Here is a 21,808-nt window from a genome sequence, read left to right on the forward strand (position 1 = left end):
TTCACGTTTATACTAAAAAGGGGGAATTATTTATGACGAAGAAATTAACAGAAGCTCAAAATTCACTTGTTGCGGTAGATTCACTTAACGAGGTACAATCACCTAATGCTATCGATTCTATCTGGAATGGCTGGTTGAATAGTTTTAAAACACTTCAAGGATTCCAAACTGAAATTGATGAAAAGTCATTACAGGCAATCGATAGTCAAAAAGAAGTGTTAAATTCTACACGCGGAACACTGAGCAAGCTAGAAGAAGAGGCTAATAAGATAACTGCAGAAGTAAAAGAAAGTTTGCAAAATACTTTAAAAACGATTGAGATAAATCAAGTCGGGTCACCTGTTTCCACTTGGATAAACCAAATTGAGGAGATTAACAATTCGGTTCAAGCTCTTTCTTGGAACCCTAGCAAGATCATGTTGGACTTTGTTTCGAAATCTCAAGACCAGTTGGAATCTAATGTGAAAGAAGCATTGAAGCAACAACAACAAGTGCGTTCTGAAGCATTGAAAACAGTTGAGAAATTAACTGAGCAAATAAAAGAATCGCAAAAAGGACTTCTACCATCTATTTAATCATCCAAACAAGTGAACTACTTGTAACTGAAATTCAGGTTTACTAGGAGGAGTTAGGTAATGCCAACATATGATGAATTAAAAATCGGTGATAAGGCAAACTTCTCCAAAACCATTTCTGAATCTGATATTTACCAATTTGCCGGAATTACAGGAGACTTCAATCCTTTGCATATTGACGATGAATATGCGAAAAAGACAGTCTTCAAAGAACGCATCGCACACGGCATTTTAACGGCTGGATTTATTTCATCTGTGCTAGCGATGAAATTACCGGGTCCAGACACCATTTACTTATCACAAAATCTTCAATTCAAAGCTCCCGTTAAAATTGGTGATACTGTCAATGCGGAAGTTGAAGTGTTAGAGAAGAGAGATTCAAAAAATATTATCAGACTTCGTACAATTGTAAAAAACCAACATGATGAAATTGTCATTGATGGTGAAGCCATCGTTATGAAGTGATATGCTATTTTGTCGAACAAAAGGACGCCATTCAAGGAACATGGCGTCCTGGCAGTTCAATCTCCCTCACTTTTTCGACTTGAAGCTATTGGTTCGAAGCAATACTAAGAGATAGTAGAACGTAAAACATACTGCCTAAGTATGTTTTACGTTCTATTTTTATTAGGTAAGCGCGTTTTGCTGCATGTATTTGGAAGATTGTTTAGTGTCCACTAGTTAACTACATTTTGATTAGCCCTATAATTTCCATACTTTTCCCCATGACCTTCAAGTATTATTCGCCTTACTCACTTTAAGCTTCTTCCCTTTGATAGTTAACTCTTCCATTGCCAACAAGACAATTGAGCCTTTTCCATTATGAATATCGACATACGTCAAACTATCCTGAATGCTGATAATACCAATATCATCCGCTGTTACTCCAGGTATTTTCGCGATCGTTCCTACGAAATCCACAGCTCGAAGTTTCTTCTTTTTTCCACCGCTAAAATGAAGTTTCGTGATGCTTTTGTTTTTTGGTACCGTTTTTTGATTTGCGTGATTCGACGATAAAGCATTTTTTCTTGGTGCTACTTCACGTTGTTTCGGAACTAACATTCGTGGTATCTCAAAGCCAATATATTGTTCAATTACTGTTAGGAGTTTACCTTCATTAGGAGTTGCAAAGGTAATCGCTTTACCTTTCTTACCCGCACGACCGGTTCTGCCTGTTCGGTGAACATAGCTCTCTTTTTCCAAAGGGACATCGTAGTTGATCACAAGTGTTATATTATCTACATCGATTCCCCTTGCAGCTACGTCAGTCGCCACAAGATAACGGAAATTCCCCATTTTGAAGCCTTCCATCACTGAAAATCGATTTTCTTGTACAACTCCACCATGTATTTTTTCACAAGAATAGTTGGATTTCTCTAGTTCTGCAAACACCGCATCGACATGTTTTTTAGTTTTGCAAAAGATTATACAGCTAGCAGGATTTTCAACAAGTGTAACGTTTTTAAGCAATGCTATTTTCCCCGCTTCTTTCACTTCTATAACATGATGTTCAATCGTGCTAGTTGTCGTTCCTGCAGAAGCAATTTGAATGGTTTTAGGATTTTCCATATATTTATGGCAAAGATTTTCAACACCCTTAGGCAATGTAGCGGAAAACACCATCGTTACTCTATTTGAAGGGAGCCTATTCAATATGGTTTCTACCAATTTGATAAAACCCATGGAAAGCATCTCATCGGCTTCGTCTATAATGAGATAGTTTAAATCATTTAAGATTAATGTGTCTCTATTAATATGATCCAACACACGCCCAGGTGTACCGACGACGATATGTGTTTTTTGTTCTAGCTCTTCAGCCTGTATTGTAAATGAATCTTTGCCGTAAACTGCCAAAGATTTAATTCTTTTAAATCGTCCGATATCTGCTAAATCCTCGCGAACTTGAACAGCAAGTTCGCGAGTAGGTGTCAGAACTAATGCCTGCGGGTTTTCTCCTTCCCATTCAATCATTTCACAAAGTGGAATTCCAAAAGAAGCTGTCTTGCCACTACCCGTTTGAGACTTCACAACGAGATCCTGACTTTTCAATGCTTTTGGTATCACTTCACTTTGAACCTTTGTGGGGGCTTCGTATTTTAATAGAATCAGTGCTCTTTTTATTTCATCACTTAAGTTAAAATCTTCAAAACTAATTTCATTCATGTTAATAACCTCTTTTTATGATTTGACTTAACCTAATTATTAGTTTGTCCTTATCCACTGATTTCCACGGACCACTTCACGAAATGATGTAGCTAAATTCGAATTCCCTAGATAAAGGATTCGATTTCCTCTTCAATGGGTATTTTACAAGATGTGGTTTGTTTAATAGGAGGGAAATAGAAATATGTTTGGACTTGCAGATTTAGTATCCTTAATTATATCAGGATTTATAATCTTACCGGTTGTTATATTTTTAAGGGAACTCGGTTACCTTATCGTTAGCGCTATTTTCAGGGTTAAGAACCCAAGACTGACGATTGGATCTGGCCCTCGGATTTTCAAGTTAAGCGTTTTCGACGTACGCAAATATTATCATGTGTATAGTTGGTTTTCCTACGACTCGTTAAAAAAGAATAGTAAATTTGCATATATATGTATTTACGCAAGTCCGATTATATTCAATCTCGTACTTGCTGTCACTATCAATGCTCTTCTAGCTAACGGAATGCTTCAAGAATACAAAACTTTTTGGGATCGGTTTGTTTTCTATGCCTTCTATTATTTACTTTTCGACATTATTCCTATGATAACCGTAAATGGGAAGCCCAATAACGGAATGATCATTTATGAAATGCTGCGGTATGGTAAACGTACCGACTACAATGATGAACCGTTTATTCCCGCGACAAGTGATGTAGAAGAGCAATATCAAATAGAAATGAAAATTAGACAGGGAACCTTTGATAATGGAAAAGAGGCGGAACAAGCTATTCTAAAGGAAATTCAAGATTTAAAGAAGAAGGAAAAGGATGAATGAATACGACTGCTATGTGTATGAAATGTCTTGCAAAAAAAAGGAATTCAACAAAAATTTTTGGTAAACTTCCTCTTCCTGAATTGCATCGTCACAACAAAATTAGCTAAAAGCATGTTTTTCAATCAGCATAATCCAGGTTCCTGTATAATAGTCCGAACTAGAATTGGATTCTATTATATGAAGAGTATATCATTATCTTTTCAGTTTTTTATATAGGGAAATTAATAGTTCTTAAGATTTCACAAGTACTATTCACTGCAATTGTTCAACTTCACCAAATCAGAATCCAACACTTTGCTAATGAAGGTAAAAGCACAACATTAAAACTCTATTCTAGTATGTAATAGAATAGAGTTTTCGCCACTTCATATTAAATTGACATACCTTCTTACAACAGCGTTTGTTCTTGCAGCTTTGAGGCAAGATATTTACGCGCTTCGGCGGTAAGAATCTGCAAACAGACTTCTTCTTCTTCCAGCCGTTCAAACTCGACAAACATACCGCTTAAATTCTCAGACACATAATGAACTTTATAGCCCTTATCTAAATAGTCATCTACTTGTTTCATTTCATCCACGCTTAGTAAATAATCCGACATACACATACCTCACTTTTTTTATTTAGCACCTTTTTCTTCAATTTCTTGCACGGCGATATCGTCCCAATCGCGACCAACTGTAATACCTAAATACTTGGCGTCACTAGGATCGTCTAGTTCGGCTTGCGGGTACTTTTTGAACCACCAATATTTCGCCAAGACATAATACACAAGTGCCCCCACGATAAAGCCCACTAAAGAAGAATACGTTAGGAACATATTCGCTATGACACCACCAATCACCCAAGCGATTAACCCCGCTAAGTTAAAGCCATTCATATATTTATATTGACCGTCTAACTCGTACAGATCTTTTACGTTCACACGACGTTTACGGATTAAATAATAATCGGCAAATAATATCCCCACTATTGCTGTTAAAATACCGCCAATGATTAATAGCGCATTCACTAAGACGTCAAATAAGCTCCAAGGTTGTGCCAAAGTCCCAATAACCCCTGTGACAATAACCCCGACCCAGAACGGCACTTTTGGTCCACCAATGTTCGAGAAAATCGTTGCCGCAGGAATAACGTTTGCAGATGTATTTGTCGACCATTGCGCTAACACAATCATCAGCAATAAAATTCCTAACACAAATCCACTTGCACTTTGCTGCAAGGCATTTATCGGATCAGCAGATGCCACGGCCATATAACACACTGCACCAATGGCTACGATAAATGTATTCGTAATCGGCATTACGATTAAAGAGCCTACTAACTGTGTTTTATTGCGCTTGAACCAATTGCGTTCATTTTTTGGCGCTTTAAAGAAACGTGATAGTGATGGCATATCAGCTGCTAACGTTGCCCAGAATCCCATGTTCGCCATAATCAAGACCATGAATGCTGTAAAAGCTGCCATCCCTGTCGTCGGCGATTCCACCCAAGTCCACACGTCTTTCCCTGAAGCCGTTGCGTGATCGGCAAGCGTAATGTACATCCAGCACGATATTAAAATAATAATCGGCGCCGCAAAATCCGCAAAGCGCTCAATGGATTTAATGCCGAGCGATGTGTTAAATAACTGTAATGCCGCAAAAACAAGGAAACATAAAAACCAATTATTAAAGCCGAATAATAAATTCAAAATCCCATTGATGGCCATTGCGCCAAAATAGGTGTTAATCCCGAACCAACAAGCAGCCGTCACCCCACGAACGAGCGATGGTAAATGCGTGCCAATTGTACCGAATGGGGCACGCATATAAACCGGGAAGGACAAGCCATGTTCAATACCAATATCACCAATTAACGTCATAAATACGCCGATTAATACGGAACCTATCATTGTCGCTAAAATTACCATCGGCAATGACAAACTCATTATACCTGTTCCGCCAATTGCAAAGGCGGCTAAAACGATGGCCATTCCCACCCAAATCACTGAAAAACCAAACGTCCCGATATTTCTTTTTTGATGTGTCACTGGAAGTAAATCTGGTGATTTTAAATAATTCCCACCATTCGCCATTCATGCCTCTCCCTTATATTAGATTTCCAGTTAACAAACAATTGACTTTCTTCATCTTGCAAAATTGCTAATAAGTGATTGACGTTCGTTCCAAGTCATTGGCGTAATAGAGGACTTTCTTTCGACCATCGAAATTGCACCGTCTACTGGGCACACAATCGCACATAAATTACAGCCTACACAATCTTGTTCACGTACCTTGAGCATCGGACGACCACTCTCTGTGTACAGGTCAATACATTGATGTGACGTATCTTCACACGCAATATGGCATTTATTGCAATTAATACAAACATCATTATTAATTTCTGCAACAACTTTGTAGTTTAAATCTAAGTCACCCCAGTCAGAATAACGTTGGACCGACTGACCGACTATACCCATGACCGAGGCAATTCCTTTGTCATCCAGATAATTATTAAGTCCGTCAATCATATCTTCGACAATGCTAAATCCGTGGTGCATTGCTGCTGTACAAACTTGTACTCCTGTTGCACCCATCAGCATAAATTCCGCAGCATCCTGCCAATTTGAAATCCCACCAATGCCTGAAATAGGTACATTGACAAAAGAATTTCGCGCACATTCTGCTACCATATTTAGTGCAATCGGCTTGACGGCAGGCCCACAATATCCGCCATGTGAACCCTTTCCACCAACATGTGGCACCGTATTCCATGAATCTAAATCGACACCTGCTAAGCTGTTAATTGTATTAATCATACTAACGGCATCTGCACCGCCACGCACTGCCGCTTCTGCCGTCATCGTAATATCCGTAATATTTGGCGTTAGCTTGACGATAACTGGTGTACGTGCAACTTCCTTCACCCAGTGCGTTTGCTTTTCAACCAATTCAGGGACTTGACCAGAGGCAGACCCCATTCCTCGTTCTGCCATTCCATGTGGACAACCAAAATTAAGCTCAAGACCATCAACCCCCACAGCTTCTACTTTTTTGACAATCTCATGCCATTTTTCCTGCTGTGGCTCTACCATTAATGAAGCGATAATGGCATGATTAGGAAACCTCTTTTTCGTTTCAAGAATTTCCTGTAGATTAACCTCTAACGGACGATCCGTAATGAGCTCAATATTATTAAAGCCCGCTACTCTCTGTCCGTTAAAGCTGACAGCCGCAAAGCGCGATGAAACATTTAAAATTGGTTCGCCCAATGTTTTCCAAACTGCGCCACCCCAGCCCGCTTCAAATGCACGTTGCACTTGATAGCCCGAATTAGTTGGTGGTGCCGATGCTAACCAAAATGGATTCGGTGATTTAATCCCCGCAAAGTCAATTCGTAAGTCTGCCATGCTACATTCCCCCTATGCGATCTCGCTCGGTTTTCTTAAACGCTCATGAATGATGTAAGCAGCATCTTTACCTTGCTGCGCAGCTTGTACCACCATTGCTTCCCCTTGACCATTGCCGAACACGACATCTCCACAGGCAAACACTTTGTCATTCGATGTTTGCATAGTTGTTTCGTCAATATCTACTACTCCGTTCGTATGCTGCAATCCAAAAGTTTCAATGAGCGAGACAAAGCGCGTTTGTCCAATTGCTTTAATGACCGCGTCCACCTCTATAACAAACTCAGATCCTTTAATGGCTTCAGGTCGTTGCCTGCCGTCTGCATCCGCCTCTCCGAGCTTCATCTTGACACATTCAAGTCCCACTACTTTCCCAGCCTTATCACCGATAATTTGTTTCGGCGCTGTCAGCCATTTAAATCCAATGCCATCTTGCTTGGCAAATTCATATTCAAATTGGTAGGCAGTCATCTCTTTTTCTGTTCTTCTATAAAGAATGTCCACTTGCTCCGCACCTAGACGCACAGCACTGGTTGCACCATCGATGGCTGTATTACCAGCACCAATAACCGCAACACGTTTACCGACCAATTCTTCTGTCAGTGCACCCATTTTCGTGTGCTTTATAAATTCAATGGCATCATGAACGCCATCTAGTTCCTCACCTTTAATGCCGAGATTAGGCACGGCCCCCATACCAACCGCTAAAATAACGCTGTCAAATTGTGCTAAAATTTCCTCAGCAGTAATATCCACGCCTACTGTTGTGTTTGTTTTAATGTCCACACCAAGCTTTACAATTTGCGCCACTTCCCAATCCACGACATCATTCGGTAACCGGAATGACACGATGCCGTAGCTGCCCAAACCGCCCGCCTTTGCTTCTGCTTCAAATATTGTGACACTGTAGCCGAAGCGACTAAGCTCACGCGCTGCCGATAAGCCAGCTGGACCAGCGCCAACAATTGCTACCTTTTGTCCATTTTTTTGACCTTTCTCAAATAGCTCGACGTCTGATTCCATCGCCCAATCTGTTGCATAACGTTGCAAGTGCCCGATTTTAATAGGCTTTGTTGAGGAATTTAACACACATGCCCCTTCACATAATTCCTCGGTCGGACATACTCGCGCACAACTTGCACCAACCGGATTGGCCTCCATAATCGTCATAGCTGAACCTTTCATATTATTAGAAGCAATTTTTTTAATGAAATTCGGAATTTGAATACTTGTCGGACAAGCTGTAATGCAAGGTGCGTCATAGCAATACAGACAGCGATTAGCTTCTTCTAGTGCTTCATTTTTAGTCATCCTGCTATTCATTTCCACAAAATTTCGTTCGAGTTGCGAACTCACTGATATATTCCCCCTCATGGATTGATGTTTACTTGTTGATTGTTTGTTCAGTCGTCGGCTGAAGTGCACGCTTAATATATTGGCCACTGCCGAATGCTCCTACAAATCGTTTGTTTTTAATGACGTATTCACCACGCACAAGTACACTGATAGGCTCTCCTGTCACTTCCCAGCCCTCATACGGGTTGTAGTCGACATTCATATGGTGGGTGTTCGCCGAAATTTCACGTTTTACTGTCGGATCAAAAATGACGATATCCGCGTCAGAACCAATAGCAATCGTTCCTTTTCGTGGATATAAGCCGAAAATTTTTGCGGCACTTGTCGAAATCATATCGACAAAGTCATTGATGGAAATTCGCCCTTTCGCCACACCTTCAGAAAACAAAATGCTGAAACGATCTTCGATAAACGGTCCACCATTTGGGATTTTAGAAAAGTCGTTTAACCCTAATTGCTTCTTCCCGTTAAAGCTAAATGAACATTGGTCCGAGCCAATTGTTTGCAGTTGTTTGGCTTTTAAAGCATTCCACAAATGCACTTGATGATATTTCGGGCGAAGTGGTGGTGACCAAACATATTTTGCTCCCTCAAAGCCTGGCTGTGCTAACGCTGACTGATCGAGCGTTAAATAAGGTGGACATGTTTCCCCGTAGACGTCATAGCCCTTTTCACGCGCTGCGATAATTTCATCTAGTGCCTCTTTACACGTCACATGTACAACATAAAGCTTGGCTCCTGCGACATGAGCTAGTTCAATAGCCCTTTTCGTCGCCTCGCCCTCTAATTCTGCGGGACGTGTCAGTGCATGATAAATTGGCGCAGTCTGTCCAGCTTTCTTCGCCTCCTCTACTAATTCGTCGATGACCGAGCCATTTTCACAGTGCACCATGACAACTGCGCCCATGTCTTTTGCGATTTTAAAGGCTTTGAACAGCGTACGGTCTGAAGCCTGGAATTCTTTCGCGTATGCCATGAACACCTTGACAGACGTTATCCCTTCCTGCTCTAGTATCAAAGGTAATTCGGCCTCTGTTTCGGGCGTTAATTCACCAATCATTAAATGGAAACCGTAGTCAATGGCTGATTTCCCCTTTGCTTTTCCATGCCACTTCTCCACAGCCGTCGCAAGTTTTTCTTCACCCGCAGATAAGCAAAAGTCCAAAATAGTCGTCGTCCCACCGAATGCAGCCGCGATTGTACCTGACTTCCAATCATCGTCTGTCACCGTATTGTTGAACGGCATGTCCAAATGCGTATGCGGATCAATTCCACCAGGCATCACGTATTTTCCCGTTGCATCTACAACTTCCGCTTCATCAGATGATAAATTTTTTCCGATTTGCACAATTTCCCCATTCTCTATTAATATATCTGCCTCATACATATCTGTTGCTGTCACAATGAGTCCACCTGTAATCACTTTTTTCACACTACCCTCACCTTTCAATTAATGAATGTAAAATTTAACATCATCTGTTAATATTCTGGGCCATCACCATGCCGGATAGGCTGATTTTCCCCCATGCTAAACTTCTTTTGTAGTGTCAACACGGTTTCCAGTAACACGTCTGCCCCTTTTGCACAGTCTTCAATTGTCGTTTCTTCCTCCTCACAATGACTTTTCCCCTTGATACTTGGAACAAAGATCATTGCCGAAGGGATAAAGCTCGCGATATATTGTGCATCGTGTCCCGCACCGCTGAACATTCGATGGGAGGAATAACCAAAGTCATGAGATGATTTTTCCACTTCATTGCAAATTGCTGCATCAAAAAATACCGTCTCTCGCCCCCATAGCTTGACCGAGCGAATTCGGCAACCATTTTCCTCTGAAACTAAGCCTGTCAATAGACTCTCCACTTGGCGTATCACTGCTGGATTTTGATGACGCGAATCTAGGGTAAACACTACTTCGTTCGGAATGACTGTATGGATATTAGGTGCTACGTGCATACGCCCAAATGTGAACACAAGCGCTTCGTCGATTTTCCCCAACTGCTCATGCAAAGACAAAATTATACGAGACGCCACAATCATCGGATCTTTACGCATAGACATCGGCGTTGTTCCAGCGTGATTTGATTCACCTGTTACGGTTATTTCATAGCACACCATGCCTAAAACGCCTTCGACCACACCAATTTCACATTGCTTTGCTGCCAATACCGGTCCTTGTTCAATATGCAGTTCAATATAGGCAAGGGCTTCTGTTAAGCGATTTCCTGTCTCCCCCGCGTAACCACTTGCCTGTAATGCTTCTTGAAAAGTAATGCCATTTTTATCAAAAGACTGTAGCATTTTTTCTTTATCGAATTTTGAAGCAATAACACCGGAACTCATCATCGCCGGATCGAAGCGCGCACCTTCTTCATTCGTAAAATTCACAAGCATTAATGGAACCTCGAGCACAATGTCGTTTTCCTTTAACGTTCGTATCGCCTCTATTGCTGTTAAAATACCTAAGACACCATCAAACTTGCCACCTTTTTCAACTGAATCTAAATGTGATCCCATTACGATTGGCGGGCAATCTTTTTTTCCTGGTAGAATCGCATAGATATTTGCCATATCATCTACTTGAATATCCATGCCTAACTCAATGCAAATTTCACAAAAATAGTCTCTCGCTATTACATCCTCTTTTGAAAGGGACAAACGAGTTACGCCCCCATTGGCAGTTGCGCCAAATTGACTGAACTGTTCTATTAACCCCTGCAATCGATTACTATTACATTTATACATATGCAAGTCCTCTCTTTCATAGTTATTAAAAAGTGGTTGTTTATGAAAATGATAAAATAGAAGGCATTTGGTAGATTAAAGAAATTGCTATAAGATATGGATGCCATCAACCAGGCAATATGTATATGGCCTTTTTAATAGCAAATGTGTTAACACATCAATAAATATGCGTAATAGGAGGAAGTTATGAATAGATTCCCACTCACTTTAGTAGATGTATGAGGTTTCTTACCAACAGGTGTGCCTATGGGTAAAGAAGTTTGTAGTAGTAAATTATGTAAGTAATACTATGATAAATAATCGTGGACTTTCAGAAACGAAAAAACGGCTTAAGCCCTTAAGAATACAGGGCTCAAGCCGTTTAATTCACTTTTATTATTTACCCTATCAACTTGACAGGGAACGTTCACTCCGTGAGAAGTAAGCGAATCATTAAAACATTTTGGTCGTCCAATTTTCACCATTCCAAACGTCTGTCACAACGCCCTCATAAAATTCAGGTTCGTGGGAAATAAGAAGGATGCTACCTTTGTATTCCTTCAGGGCGCGTCTCAATTCCTCTTTCGCTTCATGGTCAAGGTGATTTGTCGGTTCATCGAGGACTAGCAAATTCGTCTCCCGATTAATTAATTTACAAAGTCGTACTTTCGCACGTTCTCCGCCGCTTAACACTTTCACCTTGCTTTCAATGTGTTTCGTTGTCAATCCGCATCGAGCCAACGCCGAACGAACTTCATATTGTGTGAAATGTGGGAATTCCGCCCATACCTCTTCCAAGCATGTATTGTTGTTTTCTGCTTTTGCTTCCTGTTCAAAATACCCAATTTCCAAATGCTCTCCACGTTCAACAAAACCTGAAAGTGCAGGGATTTCTCCAAGAATACTTTTTAATAACGTTGTTTTCCCAATCCCATTTGTACCGGACAAAGCAATTTTTTGCCCACGTTCCATCGTAAGATTCAGTTCCTTCGACAATGGTTCCTCATATCCGATGACGAGTTCCTTTGTTTCAAAGAGAAATCTTCCAGGCGTCCGTGCCAGTTTGAAGCTAAATTGCGGCTTCGGCTTTTCCGCGTCCAATTCAATGACATCCATCTTGTCCAATTTCTTCTGGCGCGACATGGCCATTCTACTTGTTGCCGCATTCGCCTTGTTACGAGCCACGAAGTCCTTGAGATGTGCAATTTCCTTCTGTTGTTTCTTAAAGGCGGATTCCACTTGCTGTTTCTTCATCTCATGCACACGTAAAAACTCATCATAATCGCCCGAGTACCGGGTGATCTGTTGGTTTTCCATATGGTAAATCAGCTGAATAACACTATTCAAAAACGGAAGATCATGGGATATCAAAATGAACGCATTCGCGTAGTTCTGTAAATAACTGCGAAGCCAATCGATATGCTCTATGTCTAAATAGTTTGTCGGCTCATCTAAAAGAAGGATGTCCGGTTTTTCCAGCAACAACTTGCCGAGAAGAACCTTCGTCCGCTGCCCCCCGCTCAAATCATGAACATCCGTATCCAGACCGAATTCATCCAGTCCGAGTCCATTCGCCACTTCTTCCACTTTAGAATCAATTATGTAGAAATCATTGTGTGACAGCTCTTCCTGTATTTCACCTGTCGTTTCCAGAAGCGCTTCCAGTTCATCCGCATCGACCTCGCCCATTTTGGCAAAGAGCGCGTTCATTTCCGTTTCTTGATCATAAAGATATTGAAAGGCGGTTCGCAGTACATCGCGGATGCTCAAACCCTGTTTCAACGCGACGTGCTGATCCAAATAACCGACACGCACCCGTTTCGCCCAACTCACCGTTCCCGCATCAGGCTCCAGCTTGCGCGTGATGATATTCATGAATGTGGACTTCCCTTCACCATTTGCACCGATCAACCCAATATGTTCTCCTTGCAATAGACGAAAAGAGACGTCTTCAAAAATGGCACGATCCCCGAAGCCATGGCTTAAATTTGTTACAGTCAATAAACTCATATGTATTACACCTTTTCTTTCACTAAGTATGGTTCTACCTTTCCAACACTTTCTTCAACTAAGAAATGCGGAATTCTCTCCATTATATAGGGATTTCACCGATGAGGAAAGGGTTTATAGGAATAACGGCACAATAAATAACCATGAAAGAGAAACAATTTCACGATTGATTTTTACACTGTGCTTGGAAATCCGAAACATATATTTTTCCAGATATTACTTTTGTAAAAATATAACGGATTGGACAAATCATTCTCTTGAAGCATCCATGTCAATATCATCTACTCTATAGGGAGTCTAGCTTCGTTTCCTTACAAATGCGCTGGTGTACCACATTATCCTGAGATACGGTTCAATACTTCCAACGACGTCAAAACATGTTTTAGAAAATCTGCAATATCGCCCATATGGTCCTCATTCATTTTAGACTTGAATTTCACTTCAATACTGTCCAGGTAACTTGCCGTTTCTTGTTCAAACACGAAACTCAATGTTTGAGTTACCTGGATTTCAGTTTCCCAAATAGTCTTTAGCGCATGCTCAATCTGTTTACACTCTAAGGATACATGTTGTACGCGTTTGTTAAATCGTAGGGACAAAGAACAACCAAGTTTTTCCCCGGGGAGTTCTAATATCTCACCTGCTAAATCTTTTACTGATGCTTTTAATACAATTTCCACTGTCACGGTCGGTTGATTGACTATTGTGAATTGAATAGCGAAATCTCTTGCAAGCACAGAAAAATCCATTCGATCTACCCGGTTTGTAATTGTTATTTTTCGATCTATATTATCTAAATCATACACATGATTTTCAAATGCCACTTTCAAGTTTTCAAAAATTGTTGGATCATACACATGAAGTCCTCCAAAAAACATTATCTATCAGGTCAGGAACCACCTTTATTTCCTTCATCATTTTACTACAAATTCATTTCAAATAAAATAATCCACCATTGATAATTTCAACTTTTATTCTCGCTTCGTATTGTTGATCCATAGCTTCTTTCTCTATCTCGTAACAATCCGGTTTGTTTTCTATCCCTTCATAGAAGTATTCCAAGACTTCTCTATCCTTTTGCCATCTCATTTTTGCTTCTTCAGCCCATGTGTGATCATCTTGTTGGATGGCATCTTCAATTACCGCATCCAGCCGTTCCAGGGCACGAATCGGCTTTATAATATACGGTAAATTAAATGTATTTCCTGACATGCTTGATTCCAATTCCACTTCACTTAACGATTCCTGAAAACCTTCTTTAAGGATACCTGTCATTAAGTTAATGCCTAACGAATAAAGAATTTCTTTCGTTTGATCACTGTAATACGATACTTTATAATTAACCCCTAACCATGGTGTTAATATGGTTTGCGCTCCATCATTCTCTGATACCTTTTCATACATCTGCACAAACGAGCCCAGCTCTTTCGTTGCTTGGAACAATTGATTGAGTCGAGGGGAGCCGAAGTGGATGACTTCCCCATTTACATCTTCAACAACTTTATTTCTATCAGTAATAAATGTTAGTCGTGCTGGATCTGGTACGCCATCCGTACTTTCTAGGTATTTCCAGTAAAATGGACGGTTCATAATTTTTTTATCCATTTCAATTGTTAATTGTACGCTGATGTAGTGATCATGGTCGCTTACTATTTGACAATTGTTTTCTCTAAAAAATTGTCGCAAATACCCGTGAATTTGTTGTGGATACATGTCCGTCCTCCCTCTCTGCCTTCATTTCAAATGGTCTTTTTGAAAGGAGTTAAAATATCATCTAACTCACCCACCACTTTTTCAAAGACCCCTATTTTAACGTAAAGCAGGTCCAATATATGGTCTTCAATTGTATTTTGGATGGCTAAATTGTAAATATGCACGTCATGCTCTTGCCCCAACCGATGGACACGTCCAATTCGTTGCTCCAACTTCATGGGGTTCCAAGGTAAATCATAGTTTATGACATGGTGACAAAACTGCAGATTTATCCCTTCACTACCCGATTCCGTCGCAATCAGTACTTGCGCTTTTTCCTTAAAGAGTTGTTTCATCCATTCTCGTTTACTCTTGCTGAACTTTCCGTTAAATGGGACGCTAGTGATTCCTTTTGATTGTAAATACCACTGCAAATAGGTTTGACTACCGCGATATTCGGTAAAGAGTATAACCTTACCATCTGCCTCTGAAATAATTTCATAAGCCTTTTCCGCTTTTGAGTTCATTTCCAGTGCCATTAATTTTTGAATAATGCTTTCCAGATAAGAAATATCTTCCGGTCGAGTGCATTTTTCAAGCATTTTAGTTAAGGTTAAAGCTGTAGCTTCCTTACTGCTGCACATTTCTCTTTGTAGAGTAAGCATAGAGAAAGCATCCGAAAAATCAGGGGAAACATTTTTAAGTTCTGAAATCAGGTTGTAGACTTCTTTTTCTTCAGTCGTAAAATCGATGGGTATGATTTGAACATGACGATTTGTCCATTCGATTCCCGTATCCTGTCTCCTATTTCTCACCATCACTTGATTGACCAATTTTTTTAAATATTCATCGTGTTCTACATTGTGTTTGCTTGCGGAAAACGCTGATTGAAACGTCTCATAATTACCTAGATGCCCTGGTTTTAATAACGATATGAGGTAAAACAGTTCAAAAACATCATTTTGAATTGGTGTAGCAGTTAATAACAAACAAAACTTTTTCTTTAAATTCTGCGCGAACTCGTAGTTTTTCGTTTTATGGTTTTTTAATTTATGCGCTTCATCAATTATGATCAAATCAAAATCTTGATCATAGATGGTTTCTTTGTGCGGACTTCTTTTTGCCATATCCATACTCATGACGACAATCGTCAGATGGTTCATGTCGTAATTTTTTTTATACTGCATAGCAGGAATATGAAATTTTTGATTCAATTCTTCAATCCACTGACCAACAAGTGATGCTGGAACCAAAATTAGCGCTTTCTTCACGAGACCTCTAATTAAATATTCTTTCAGGATCAAACCCGCTTCAATGGTTTTACCGAGCCCCACTTCATCCGCAAGAATCGCTTTTCCATTCATCCTTTCAATGACCGTTTCCGCCGCTTCCAATTGGTGCGCAAGTGGCGTGAGATTGGGCAAATAGTTAGGGGATTGAAGTCCATGGAAATCAGTGATCAAATTCGTTTTTGCAATCTCATAACTCATTTTATACAATTTCCAGTTGTCCCACGTTTCCCGATTTTCCAAACGTTCGATAAAGCCCTCTTTCCACGCAGATGACTTTTCCAAAATCATTTCCATCACCTCATTCCTTATTTTCTTTGTTCGTAGGTTGTCCAAAATTGAAGTTCCTATGATAATGGAATTGCAAGTGAAATGGATGTCACTTATTTTTATAAGAAACAAAAAAAGACATGAAACGCTTAACCTTGAAGGTCAAGCATTCCATGTCTCACACGTAATTCTTTTACAATTTTAATTCAATATCGGCAGCTGCTTTTAGTTCTTCAACATGAGCAACAAGCAGTTTTTGCTGTTTTTCTTGATTAATCATTCCTTCGATTTCCTGACTCACTTCTTCAAGCGGCGGCATCTCTTGTCCAGCCTCTTTTGAAGTAGCTGCAGCTTGATCATAGTATTCTTTAATTTCCTTTTCTGACACTTTTCCAGCTGGAGCTACTTTTTCCAGGTACTTGTCAAATATAATGGATTCAGCGATTTGACCTTTCAATGTTTCAACATCCATATTTTGGCTTTCAAGTGCTTTTTCCATTTCTTTTTCACCGCCAAATTGCTGTTCAAATGCTGAATACTCTTTGTCAATTTCAGATGTAGATGCTTTTAATTTCGCTTCTTGTGCTTTTTGAAGAATCAATGTCTGGTTCACAAGTGACTCAAGAACTTGCGCTTTTACTTGTTCAGCCACTTCTTTGCTTGACGGGTCTTGTCCCATTTGTTGCATTTGACCTTGGATTGCCGTCAATGCTGTATTATAGTCCTCACCTGTCAGTTCTTCTTCATTTACAACAGCCACAATCGTTTTCTTATCAACTTGCTGTTCAGCTAGTTTCGCTTGCATCTCTTTCGCAGCTTCTTCTAATTCTTTAGTTGATTCTTGTTCATTAGGTGCTTCTTGCTTTGCTTCTTCTTTAGGTGTTTCTTCTTTTGCTGCTTTATCTTCATCACCGCAGGCAGCTAAACTAATTGCAAGAGCACCTGCTATAAATGGAAGTAGGACTTTTTTGTACTTCATATCGTTGAACCCCTTTCAAATCTTTCGCTTCTTAATTATTAAAGCTTAAATAGCATCTTACACGAGAAGTGGTCGAAAGATAAACCGATATCCCTCCATGACACTAAATTGTCACCTAGATGTATAGTAACTAACTGATGGATTACTACATTTGGTAAATGTTGTTTATTTTAATGTTATCAATTATACTGAGTTTGTTCGAATTATTAATTATCCACAATTACTAGGTAGGGGGAAGGAAAATGAAACTAGGTGCATTCTCTGTAAGTCTAAGTGTAAAAGACATTCATAAATCAAAATCATTTTACGAAAACCTAGGATTCCAAGTCTCAGGCGGGGATATTACCCAAAATTGGCTTATTTTGAAGAATGAAAGTAGCGTAATTGGACTGTTCCAAGGAATGTTTGATCAAAATATTCTGACCTTTAATCCAGGCTGGAACCAAGATGCCAACAATCTCGATTCGTTTACGGACATTCGGGATCTTCAAAAACAACTTAAAGCAAAAGGAATTGAAATGCTGACTGAAGCAGATGAATCAAGTTCAGGGCCTGCGAGTTTTACAATTGAAGATCCAGATGGTAATCCCATTCTTGTAGACCAACACAGATAGATAGCAGTACCCACCACGCCTCTTTACAATGCGGACCACGGTGGGTCGTTTTGTTTTAGGGGGATTCGCAGAAAAAGCAAAAACACCAGTAACTACCACTTTTCTTATGTAGTTTACAAACCCCCATTGTCGGCAATGATTAACGTGCATAGATTAATCATTTAAACGAAGGAGCATGAACAATGGCCAATCAAAAACAAGATATCGTCACCTATTTCAAAAAACTGGACCGTGGCTTTTTCATGGATGCGCTCAAAGAATTCGCCTATATGGATGAGGCTATTCCAATCGGCCATGAACAAACGATTTCCCAGCCTTCCCTCGTACTCGAAATGACATTGGCTCTCGATTTGCAGCCTCATTCAAAAGTGCTTGAAATTGGAACGGGATCCGGCTACCAAACCGCCCTACTCGCTGCTTTCTCGAACTCCGTTTATACAATTGAACGGATTGCTGCCTTGCATGAACAAGCTAAAGAAAGATTGAAGAAAGCTGATTTCACCAACGTCCATTTTAAGCTAGATGACGGTAGCACTGGGTGGGACGAGCACGCTCCTTATGATCGAATTATGGTGACCGCCGCTGCTGCCCAAGTGCCACGCGAGTTAATAGATCAACTTGCTGTCGAAGGAAAAATGATCATCCCCGTAGGAACACCCCTCCTACAGGAACTCTTGCTTTTGGAAAAAGACAAAGATGGAGGAATCCAGACGACAGTTTTGGATGAAGTGAGGTTTGTTCCACTGAAAGGGAAATATGAGTAAGTTACAGCATTTATGCAATTACCTCTCTATCCAAAACCGTCGAACTACCGTTACGTCATCTTCAATAAAGCTTTTGTCCTCAACCCCACCATTCTTTACAATTGTCTTAGCAGATCCGATATTATCATCATTACAAGTTACCAGTACTCGACGGATTCCCAACTCATCACATTTCTTTAATGCATCAGCAAGAATCCTTGTAGCATGTCCTTTTCTTCGTGCTGCAGGCCGCACTCCATACCCGATATGTCCACCGACATTCTGCAGATAATCTGTCAGTTCGTGCCGTATATCAACCATTGCAAGGACTCTGTTATTTTCATTCACTAAGAAATAATTCGTGCTAGGCACCCATTTCCCGTCCCCAGTCTCCCGGATCTGCAGAGCTTCCAAATAAGCTTCATAGCTCTCGTAGCCTGTGAGATTGAAACTACTAGGAGTCATCCGAGGTTCATCCCATTCTTTCATATAAGCTTCATGCTCGTTTTTCCATTCAATGGAAGGTCTAACCAATCGCATATCCATTCCTCATTTCCACTTGAGTAACTTACGAAGTAAGGATGACTCCTGCAAATCCCCCTGTCAAAACTACCTTATTCTCTTGATTTCTGCAGCTGAAGGAAGCCGTGATGGCGATTCGGTTGTTTTCCTGTTTTTCGTATCGTTCAATTTCCACGTCACAGATGATGGTATCTTCCGTAAACACCGGTCTCAGAAACTCGAAATTCATCTTGCGGGCTAAAACATTATGGTCCCCACCCACTTTTGTCGGCAAAGTTGCTGTCAATAAACCCTGAACAACGAGTCTTCCTTGTTCTTCCGGAGTTAGATGGTGATCTCCTTCATCACGGGAAACCTTCGTAAATAATTCCACGTCCTCTTTTGTGAACGTCCGTTCAAATGAAATGATATCCCCTACTTGTAAAAGCAACTCCATTCCTCCCTTTTGTCCTTTTAATAGTTCCAAAGCACGACTTCGTTCCAATTCACTATCAGTTACGTAAGAAGTTTTGATAATCCCCAATTCTTCAGCTTGACGTTCTGATTCATCCATTCCTTATCGGGTGCCTGATATGGAGCGGAAGCCATCAATCTTCCATCCTGCCATTCAGCCGCGCCGGAACGAAGCATCTCATCCAGCAGAATTCCCACGAACTCTTTTGGTTGGGCACGGAAAGCGTGACGTGCAAAATCCTGAAACCAACCGCATTGCAGCAGGTAGTTTTCGAGCTCCTCTTCAGCCAATCCGTCTTTTATAATTAAAGTGAACGAGAAAATCCGTTTGCAGGCATGCCATGAAACTTTTTCAGGCGCGCCGAGCCACTTATCAAATCGTTTTCTCGCTGCATCAATGGCAGCTTGAGGATCGTCTATTTGAGATCCATGTCCAGAATATGCCTGTCGAACCGGGATCTTAGACAACCGTTCCAAACTCTCCATAGACCGGTGGATCGATGCAACACCCTCCCGAAAAATATTTAACCAGCCAATATCTTTTTGGTGAAAAAGATCTCCTGCTATCAATATCTCCTCTTCAGGGTCATATAAAGAAATATGTCCCAAAGTATGCCCAGGTGTGTGGAGGACCTTTAAGATTCTGCTCCCTGTATCAATTTCATCGTTATCTGACAGCTTTCGATCTACCCGATAAGGTTCCACAGGTTGGTCTAACCATTCCGCACTGCAAGCTTCAGGGTCACTAACATTAATCAAATGGGCTTCCCATTTATGCGCGGCAATCGTTATGCCATAATTTTTTTGAAAATGAAAATTGCCACCTACATGGTCACTATGATAGTGCGTGTTCACAATTAGATGCAATTCTTCCGGTGAAACACCTGCTTTTTTAATCAATTGCTCGGTTTCTTTCACATCACTTCCAAAACCACTATCAATAAGGATCGGTAGTTTATCCTTGATAAGGATCATATTTGCACTTGGAAATCTTCTTTCAATTAAGATAATATCGGATTGTTTCACAGCTGCTCCCCCTTACATTCATTGACTAGAAAGGTGTTCGAATAGTCAATCACACACATCATATCAAATTGAAAGAATATTTGATATATAGTTCCGAATTCTAAATTAAAAATAAGGAACTATTGAGCTGTTTTAATGTGGCATGCACGGTTTCCATTGAATTCTTCAATGATTTTTGTAGACTTACTCCTCACTACTAATTATTTGATACTCAGGATACTTTTTCTGAAATAATGCTAGTATCGTTTCATCATAAAATCGAGCTAATTCTCTTTCTTCGTCAAAAGCCTTTGCAAGTACAGGTGGTGTTTCTATGTCTACTGGAAAATAGGTCGGCATTATTTTCGAAACTCGTTTGTAAAATAATTTCCCTATTCTCTGCGTTTCTTCTACGTCTAATCGATATAATCCTTTAAACACGTACTCGAAACCACCCAACTCACTTTTCACATGTGCAAATAGTGCTAATTGATGACGCAGTTTGTGAAGTCGTTTTTCTAAGTATTCTTGGTTTTTCACCGGATCAAAGTTAAACTCCGTAAAATGCTCGTCATCCGCTTCCAACTGATTATTCCAGTCCCCATTCGGATAAAACTTTAACCCTTTAATGTCAATCTCACTTTGAAACTTATGGCCTGCTCCACTATGTTGAAGTCCATTATAACCAGCACCAAAACAATTACAGCAATCACTTACTGTTTTAAATACAGGATGATCATTGGCATCTATAAAGCCTTTTCGAATATAAGTAATTGGATTATATTCTGCTTGCAGATCCCAAGGTGTAAATCCTTCTTCCGCAATTATCTTATGAATCTTGGATACAATAGAATCCACTTGCATATTAACTTCTACTATATTATTCGATATAGTCACTCGGAACACTTCACAATCTAAAGCTTGTACAATATCATTCTGACGTATCTTATCCCTTATCAACATTTCCCCCGTCTGATGATAAGGCTCATCGACTTCTACAATAATACCAAATTGGGGAAAGTAGATATCCGCGAGTGCATAACTCTTAGTAGCCAAATCCCGAAGAATATACTGCTGCGTAATCATTTTTACATCTACATTATTTATTAAATGCCAAATACGTGAAACAACATAATTCTCATCATTCTTTTTATTTGTTTTAGATAGTTGTTTTTTTATGAATTGATACTTATCCAAGATAACTTCCT

General features: G+C 40.1%; 21 protein-coding genes. 5 read left to right on the forward strand and 16 right to left on the reverse strand.

All coding sequences use genetic code 11. From position 1 onward, the window contains the following. Positions 1-32: 32 nt before the first annotated feature. Positions 33-575 (forward strand): hypothetical protein, encoded by a 543-nt coding sequence (locus AC1TO6_RS12720; protein ID WP_482101973.1) that lies wholly within the window; start codon positions 33-35, stop codon positions 573-575. Positions 576-635: 60 nt separating this feature from the next. After that, a complete protein-coding gene (locus tag AC1TO6_RS12725) occupies positions 636-1,040 on the forward strand; it encodes a MaoC family dehydratase (RefSeq protein WP_482101974.1) in 405 nt (134 codons plus the stop codon). Positions 1,041-1,307: 267 nt separating this feature from the next. Here the strand turns inward: AC1TO6_RS12725 and AC1TO6_RS12730 are convergent, their stop codons facing one another. Then, positions 1,308-2,738, reverse strand: coding sequence for a DEAD/DEAH box helicase (locus tag AC1TO6_RS12730; RefSeq protein ID WP_482101975.1), 1,431 nt, complete (start codon positions 2,736-2,738; stop codon positions 1,308-1,310). 184 nt (positions 2,739-2,922) lie between these two features. Here AC1TO6_RS12730 and AC1TO6_RS12735 point away from each other — a divergent pair, with 184 nt between their 5' ends. After that, entirely contained in the window at positions 2,923-3,555 is a 633-nt protein-coding gene (locus tag AC1TO6_RS12735) for a hypothetical protein (RefSeq protein ID WP_482101976.1), read from the forward strand. Between the two features lie 388 nt (positions 3,556-3,943). On the opposite strand, the gene AC1TO6_RS12740 is transcribed toward AC1TO6_RS12735, so the two are convergent. The 11 genes from AC1TO6_RS12740 to AC1TO6_RS12790 form a co-directional block, all read right to left on the reverse strand. Beyond that, the gene (locus tag AC1TO6_RS12740; RefSeq protein ID WP_482101977.1) at positions 3,944-4,153 is read right to left on the reverse strand and encodes a hypothetical protein; all 210 of its coding nucleotides are present in this window, start codon (positions 4,151-4,153) and stop codon (positions 3,944-3,946) included. Between the two features lie 18 nt (positions 4,154-4,171). Next, positions 4,172-5,629 (reverse strand): NCS1 family transporter, encoded by a 1,458-nt coding sequence (locus AC1TO6_RS12745; protein WP_482101978.1) that lies wholly within the window; start codon positions 5,627-5,629, stop codon positions 4,172-4,174. A 51-nt stretch (positions 5,630-5,680) separates the two neighbouring features. Next, positions 5,681-6,943, reverse strand: a complete 1,263-nt coding sequence (preA, locus tag AC1TO6_RS12750; protein ID WP_482101979.1) for an NAD-dependent dihydropyrimidine dehydrogenase subunit PreA — start codon at positions 6,941-6,943, stop codon at positions 5,681-5,683. Between the two features lie 12 nt (positions 6,944-6,955). Then, complete coding sequence (locus tag AC1TO6_RS12755) at positions 6,956-8,317, reverse strand: NAD(P)-dependent oxidoreductase (protein WP_482102026.1); 1,362 nt, start codon at positions 8,315-8,317, stop codon at positions 6,956-6,958. 10 nt (positions 8,318-8,327) lie between these two features. Further along, positions 8,328-9,731, reverse strand: a complete 1,404-nt coding sequence (hydA, locus tag AC1TO6_RS12760) for a dihydropyrimidinase (protein ID WP_482101980.1) — start codon at positions 9,729-9,731, stop codon at positions 8,328-8,330. Positions 9,732-9,778: 47 nt separating this feature from the next. Continuing rightward, entirely contained in the window at positions 9,779-11,044 is a 1,266-nt protein-coding gene (locus AC1TO6_RS12765) for an allantoate amidohydrolase (protein WP_482101981.1), read from the reverse strand. A gap of 432 nt (positions 11,045-11,476) precedes the next feature. Then, positions 11,477-13,033: an ABC-F family ATP-binding cassette domain-containing protein gene (locus tag AC1TO6_RS12770; protein ID WP_482101982.1), complete on the reverse strand. Its 1,557-nt coding sequence runs from the start codon at positions 13,031-13,033 to the stop codon at positions 11,477-11,479. A 335-nt stretch (positions 13,034-13,368) separates the two neighbouring features. Beyond that, on the reverse strand, positions 13,369-13,890 hold the full coding sequence (locus AC1TO6_RS12775; protein WP_482101983.1) for a hypothetical protein: 522 nt from the start codon (positions 13,888-13,890) through the stop codon (positions 13,369-13,371). Between the two features lie 73 nt (positions 13,891-13,963). After that, positions 13,964-14,746 carry a YqhG family protein gene (locus AC1TO6_RS12780; protein ID WP_482101984.1) on the reverse strand — a complete coding sequence of 261 codons (783 nt, stop codon included), beginning with the start codon at positions 14,744-14,746 and terminating at the stop codon, positions 13,964-13,966. A 26-nt stretch (positions 14,747-14,772) separates the two neighbouring features. Further along, entirely contained in the window at positions 14,773-16,311 is a 1,539-nt protein-coding gene (locus AC1TO6_RS12785; RefSeq protein WP_482101985.1) for a DEAD/DEAH box helicase, read from the reverse strand. Positions 16,312-16,477: 166 nt separating this feature from the next. Then, positions 16,478-17,263, reverse strand: coding sequence for a SurA N-terminal domain-containing protein (locus tag AC1TO6_RS12790; RefSeq protein WP_482101986.1), 786 nt, complete (start codon positions 17,261-17,263; stop codon positions 16,478-16,480). Positions 17,264-17,505: 242 nt separating this feature from the next. Here AC1TO6_RS12790 and AC1TO6_RS12795 point away from each other — a divergent pair, with 242 nt between their 5' ends. Next, positions 17,506-17,877, forward strand: a complete 372-nt coding sequence (locus tag AC1TO6_RS12795; protein WP_482101987.1) for a VOC family protein — start codon at positions 17,506-17,508, stop codon at positions 17,875-17,877. 182 nt (positions 17,878-18,059) lie between these two features. Continuing rightward, positions 18,060-18,641, forward strand: a complete 582-nt coding sequence (locus tag AC1TO6_RS12800) for a protein-L-isoaspartate(D-aspartate) O-methyltransferase (RefSeq protein WP_482101988.1) — start codon at positions 18,060-18,062, stop codon at positions 18,639-18,641. Between the two features lie 18 nt (positions 18,642-18,659). Here the strand turns inward: AC1TO6_RS12800 and AC1TO6_RS12805 are convergent, their stop codons facing one another. From AC1TO6_RS12805 to AC1TO6_RS12820, 4 genes are all read right to left on the reverse strand, one after another. Continuing rightward, positions 18,660-19,166 (reverse strand): GNAT family N-acetyltransferase, encoded by a 507-nt coding sequence (locus AC1TO6_RS12805; RefSeq protein ID WP_482101989.1) that lies wholly within the window; start codon positions 19,164-19,166, stop codon positions 18,660-18,662. 22 nt (positions 19,167-19,188) lie between these two features. Next, positions 19,189-19,572, reverse strand: coding sequence for a hotdog family protein (locus AC1TO6_RS12810; RefSeq protein ID WP_482102027.1), 384 nt, complete (start codon positions 19,570-19,572; stop codon positions 19,189-19,191). 65 nt (positions 19,573-19,637) lie between these two features. Then, a complete protein-coding gene (locus AC1TO6_RS12815; protein WP_482101990.1) occupies positions 19,638-20,621 on the reverse strand; it encodes an MBL fold metallo-hydrolase in 984 nt (327 codons plus the stop codon). Positions 20,622-20,804: 183 nt separating this feature from the next. Continuing rightward, the gene (locus AC1TO6_RS12820; protein ID WP_482101991.1) at positions 20,805-21,797 is read right to left on the reverse strand and encodes an AbaSI family restriction endonuclease; all 993 of its coding nucleotides are present in this window, start codon (positions 21,795-21,797) and stop codon (positions 20,805-20,807) included. Positions 21,798-21,808 lie beyond the last annotated feature (11 nt).

The sequence above is a fragment of the Sporosarcina sp. Y352 genome (assembly GCF_056786535.1).

Excerpts from the sequence above, each read along its gene's own strand:
- preA (WP_482101979.1), bottom strand. The coding sequence starts at position 6,943 with ATGGCAGACTTACGAATTGACTTTGCGGGGATTAAATCACCGAATCCA.
- AC1TO6_RS12790 (WP_482101986.1), bottom strand. The coding sequence starts at position 17,263 with ATGAAGTACAAAAAAGTCCTACTTCCATTTATAGCAGGTGCTCTTGCA.
- AC1TO6_RS12720 (WP_482101973.1), top strand. The coding sequence starts at position 33 with ATGACGAAGAAATTAACAGAAGCTCAAAATTCACTTGTTGCGGTAGAT.
- AC1TO6_RS12770 (WP_482101982.1), bottom strand. The coding sequence starts at position 13,033 with ATGAGTTTATTGACTGTAACAAATTTAAGCCATGGCTTCGGGGATCGT.
- AC1TO6_RS12805 (WP_482101989.1), bottom strand. The coding sequence starts at position 19,166 with ATGGATATGCGATTGGTTAGACCTTCCATTGAATGGAAAAACGAGCAT.
- AC1TO6_RS12735 (WP_482101976.1), top strand. The coding sequence starts at position 2,923 with ATGTTTGGACTTGCAGATTTAGTATCCTTAATTATATCAGGATTTATA.
- AC1TO6_RS12795 (WP_482101987.1), top strand. The coding sequence starts at position 17,506 with ATGAAACTAGGTGCATTCTCTGTAAGTCTAAGTGTAAAAGACATTCAT.
- AC1TO6_RS12755 (WP_482102026.1), bottom strand. The coding sequence starts at position 8,317 with ATGAGGGGGAATATATCAGTGAGTTCGCAACTCGAACGAAATTTTGTG.
- AC1TO6_RS12800 (WP_482101988.1), top strand. The coding sequence starts at position 18,060 with ATGGCCAATCAAAAACAAGATATCGTCACCTATTTCAAAAAACTGGAC.
- AC1TO6_RS12745 (WP_482101978.1), bottom strand. The coding sequence starts at position 5,629 with ATGGCGAATGGTGGGAATTATTTAAAATCACCAGATTTACTTCCAGTG.
- AC1TO6_RS12725 (WP_482101974.1), top strand. The coding sequence starts at position 636 with ATGCCAACATATGATGAATTAAAAATCGGTGATAAGGCAAACTTCTCC.
- AC1TO6_RS12780 (WP_482101984.1), bottom strand. The coding sequence starts at position 14,746 with ATGTATCCACAACAAATTCACGGGTATTTGCGACAATTTTTTAGAGAA.
- AC1TO6_RS12765 (WP_482101981.1), bottom strand. The coding sequence starts at position 11,044 with ATGTATAAATGTAATAGTAATCGATTGCAGGGGTTAATAGAACAGTTC.
- AC1TO6_RS12785 (WP_482101985.1), bottom strand. The coding sequence starts at position 16,311 with ATGGAAATGATTTTGGAAAAGTCATCTGCGTGGAAAGAGGGCTTTATC.
- AC1TO6_RS12740 (WP_482101977.1), bottom strand. The coding sequence starts at position 4,153 with ATGTCGGATTATTTACTAAGCGTGGATGAAATGAAACAAGTAGATGAC.
- AC1TO6_RS12730 (WP_482101975.1), bottom strand. The coding sequence starts at position 2,738 with ATGAATGAAATTAGTTTTGAAGATTTTAACTTAAGTGATGAAATAAAA.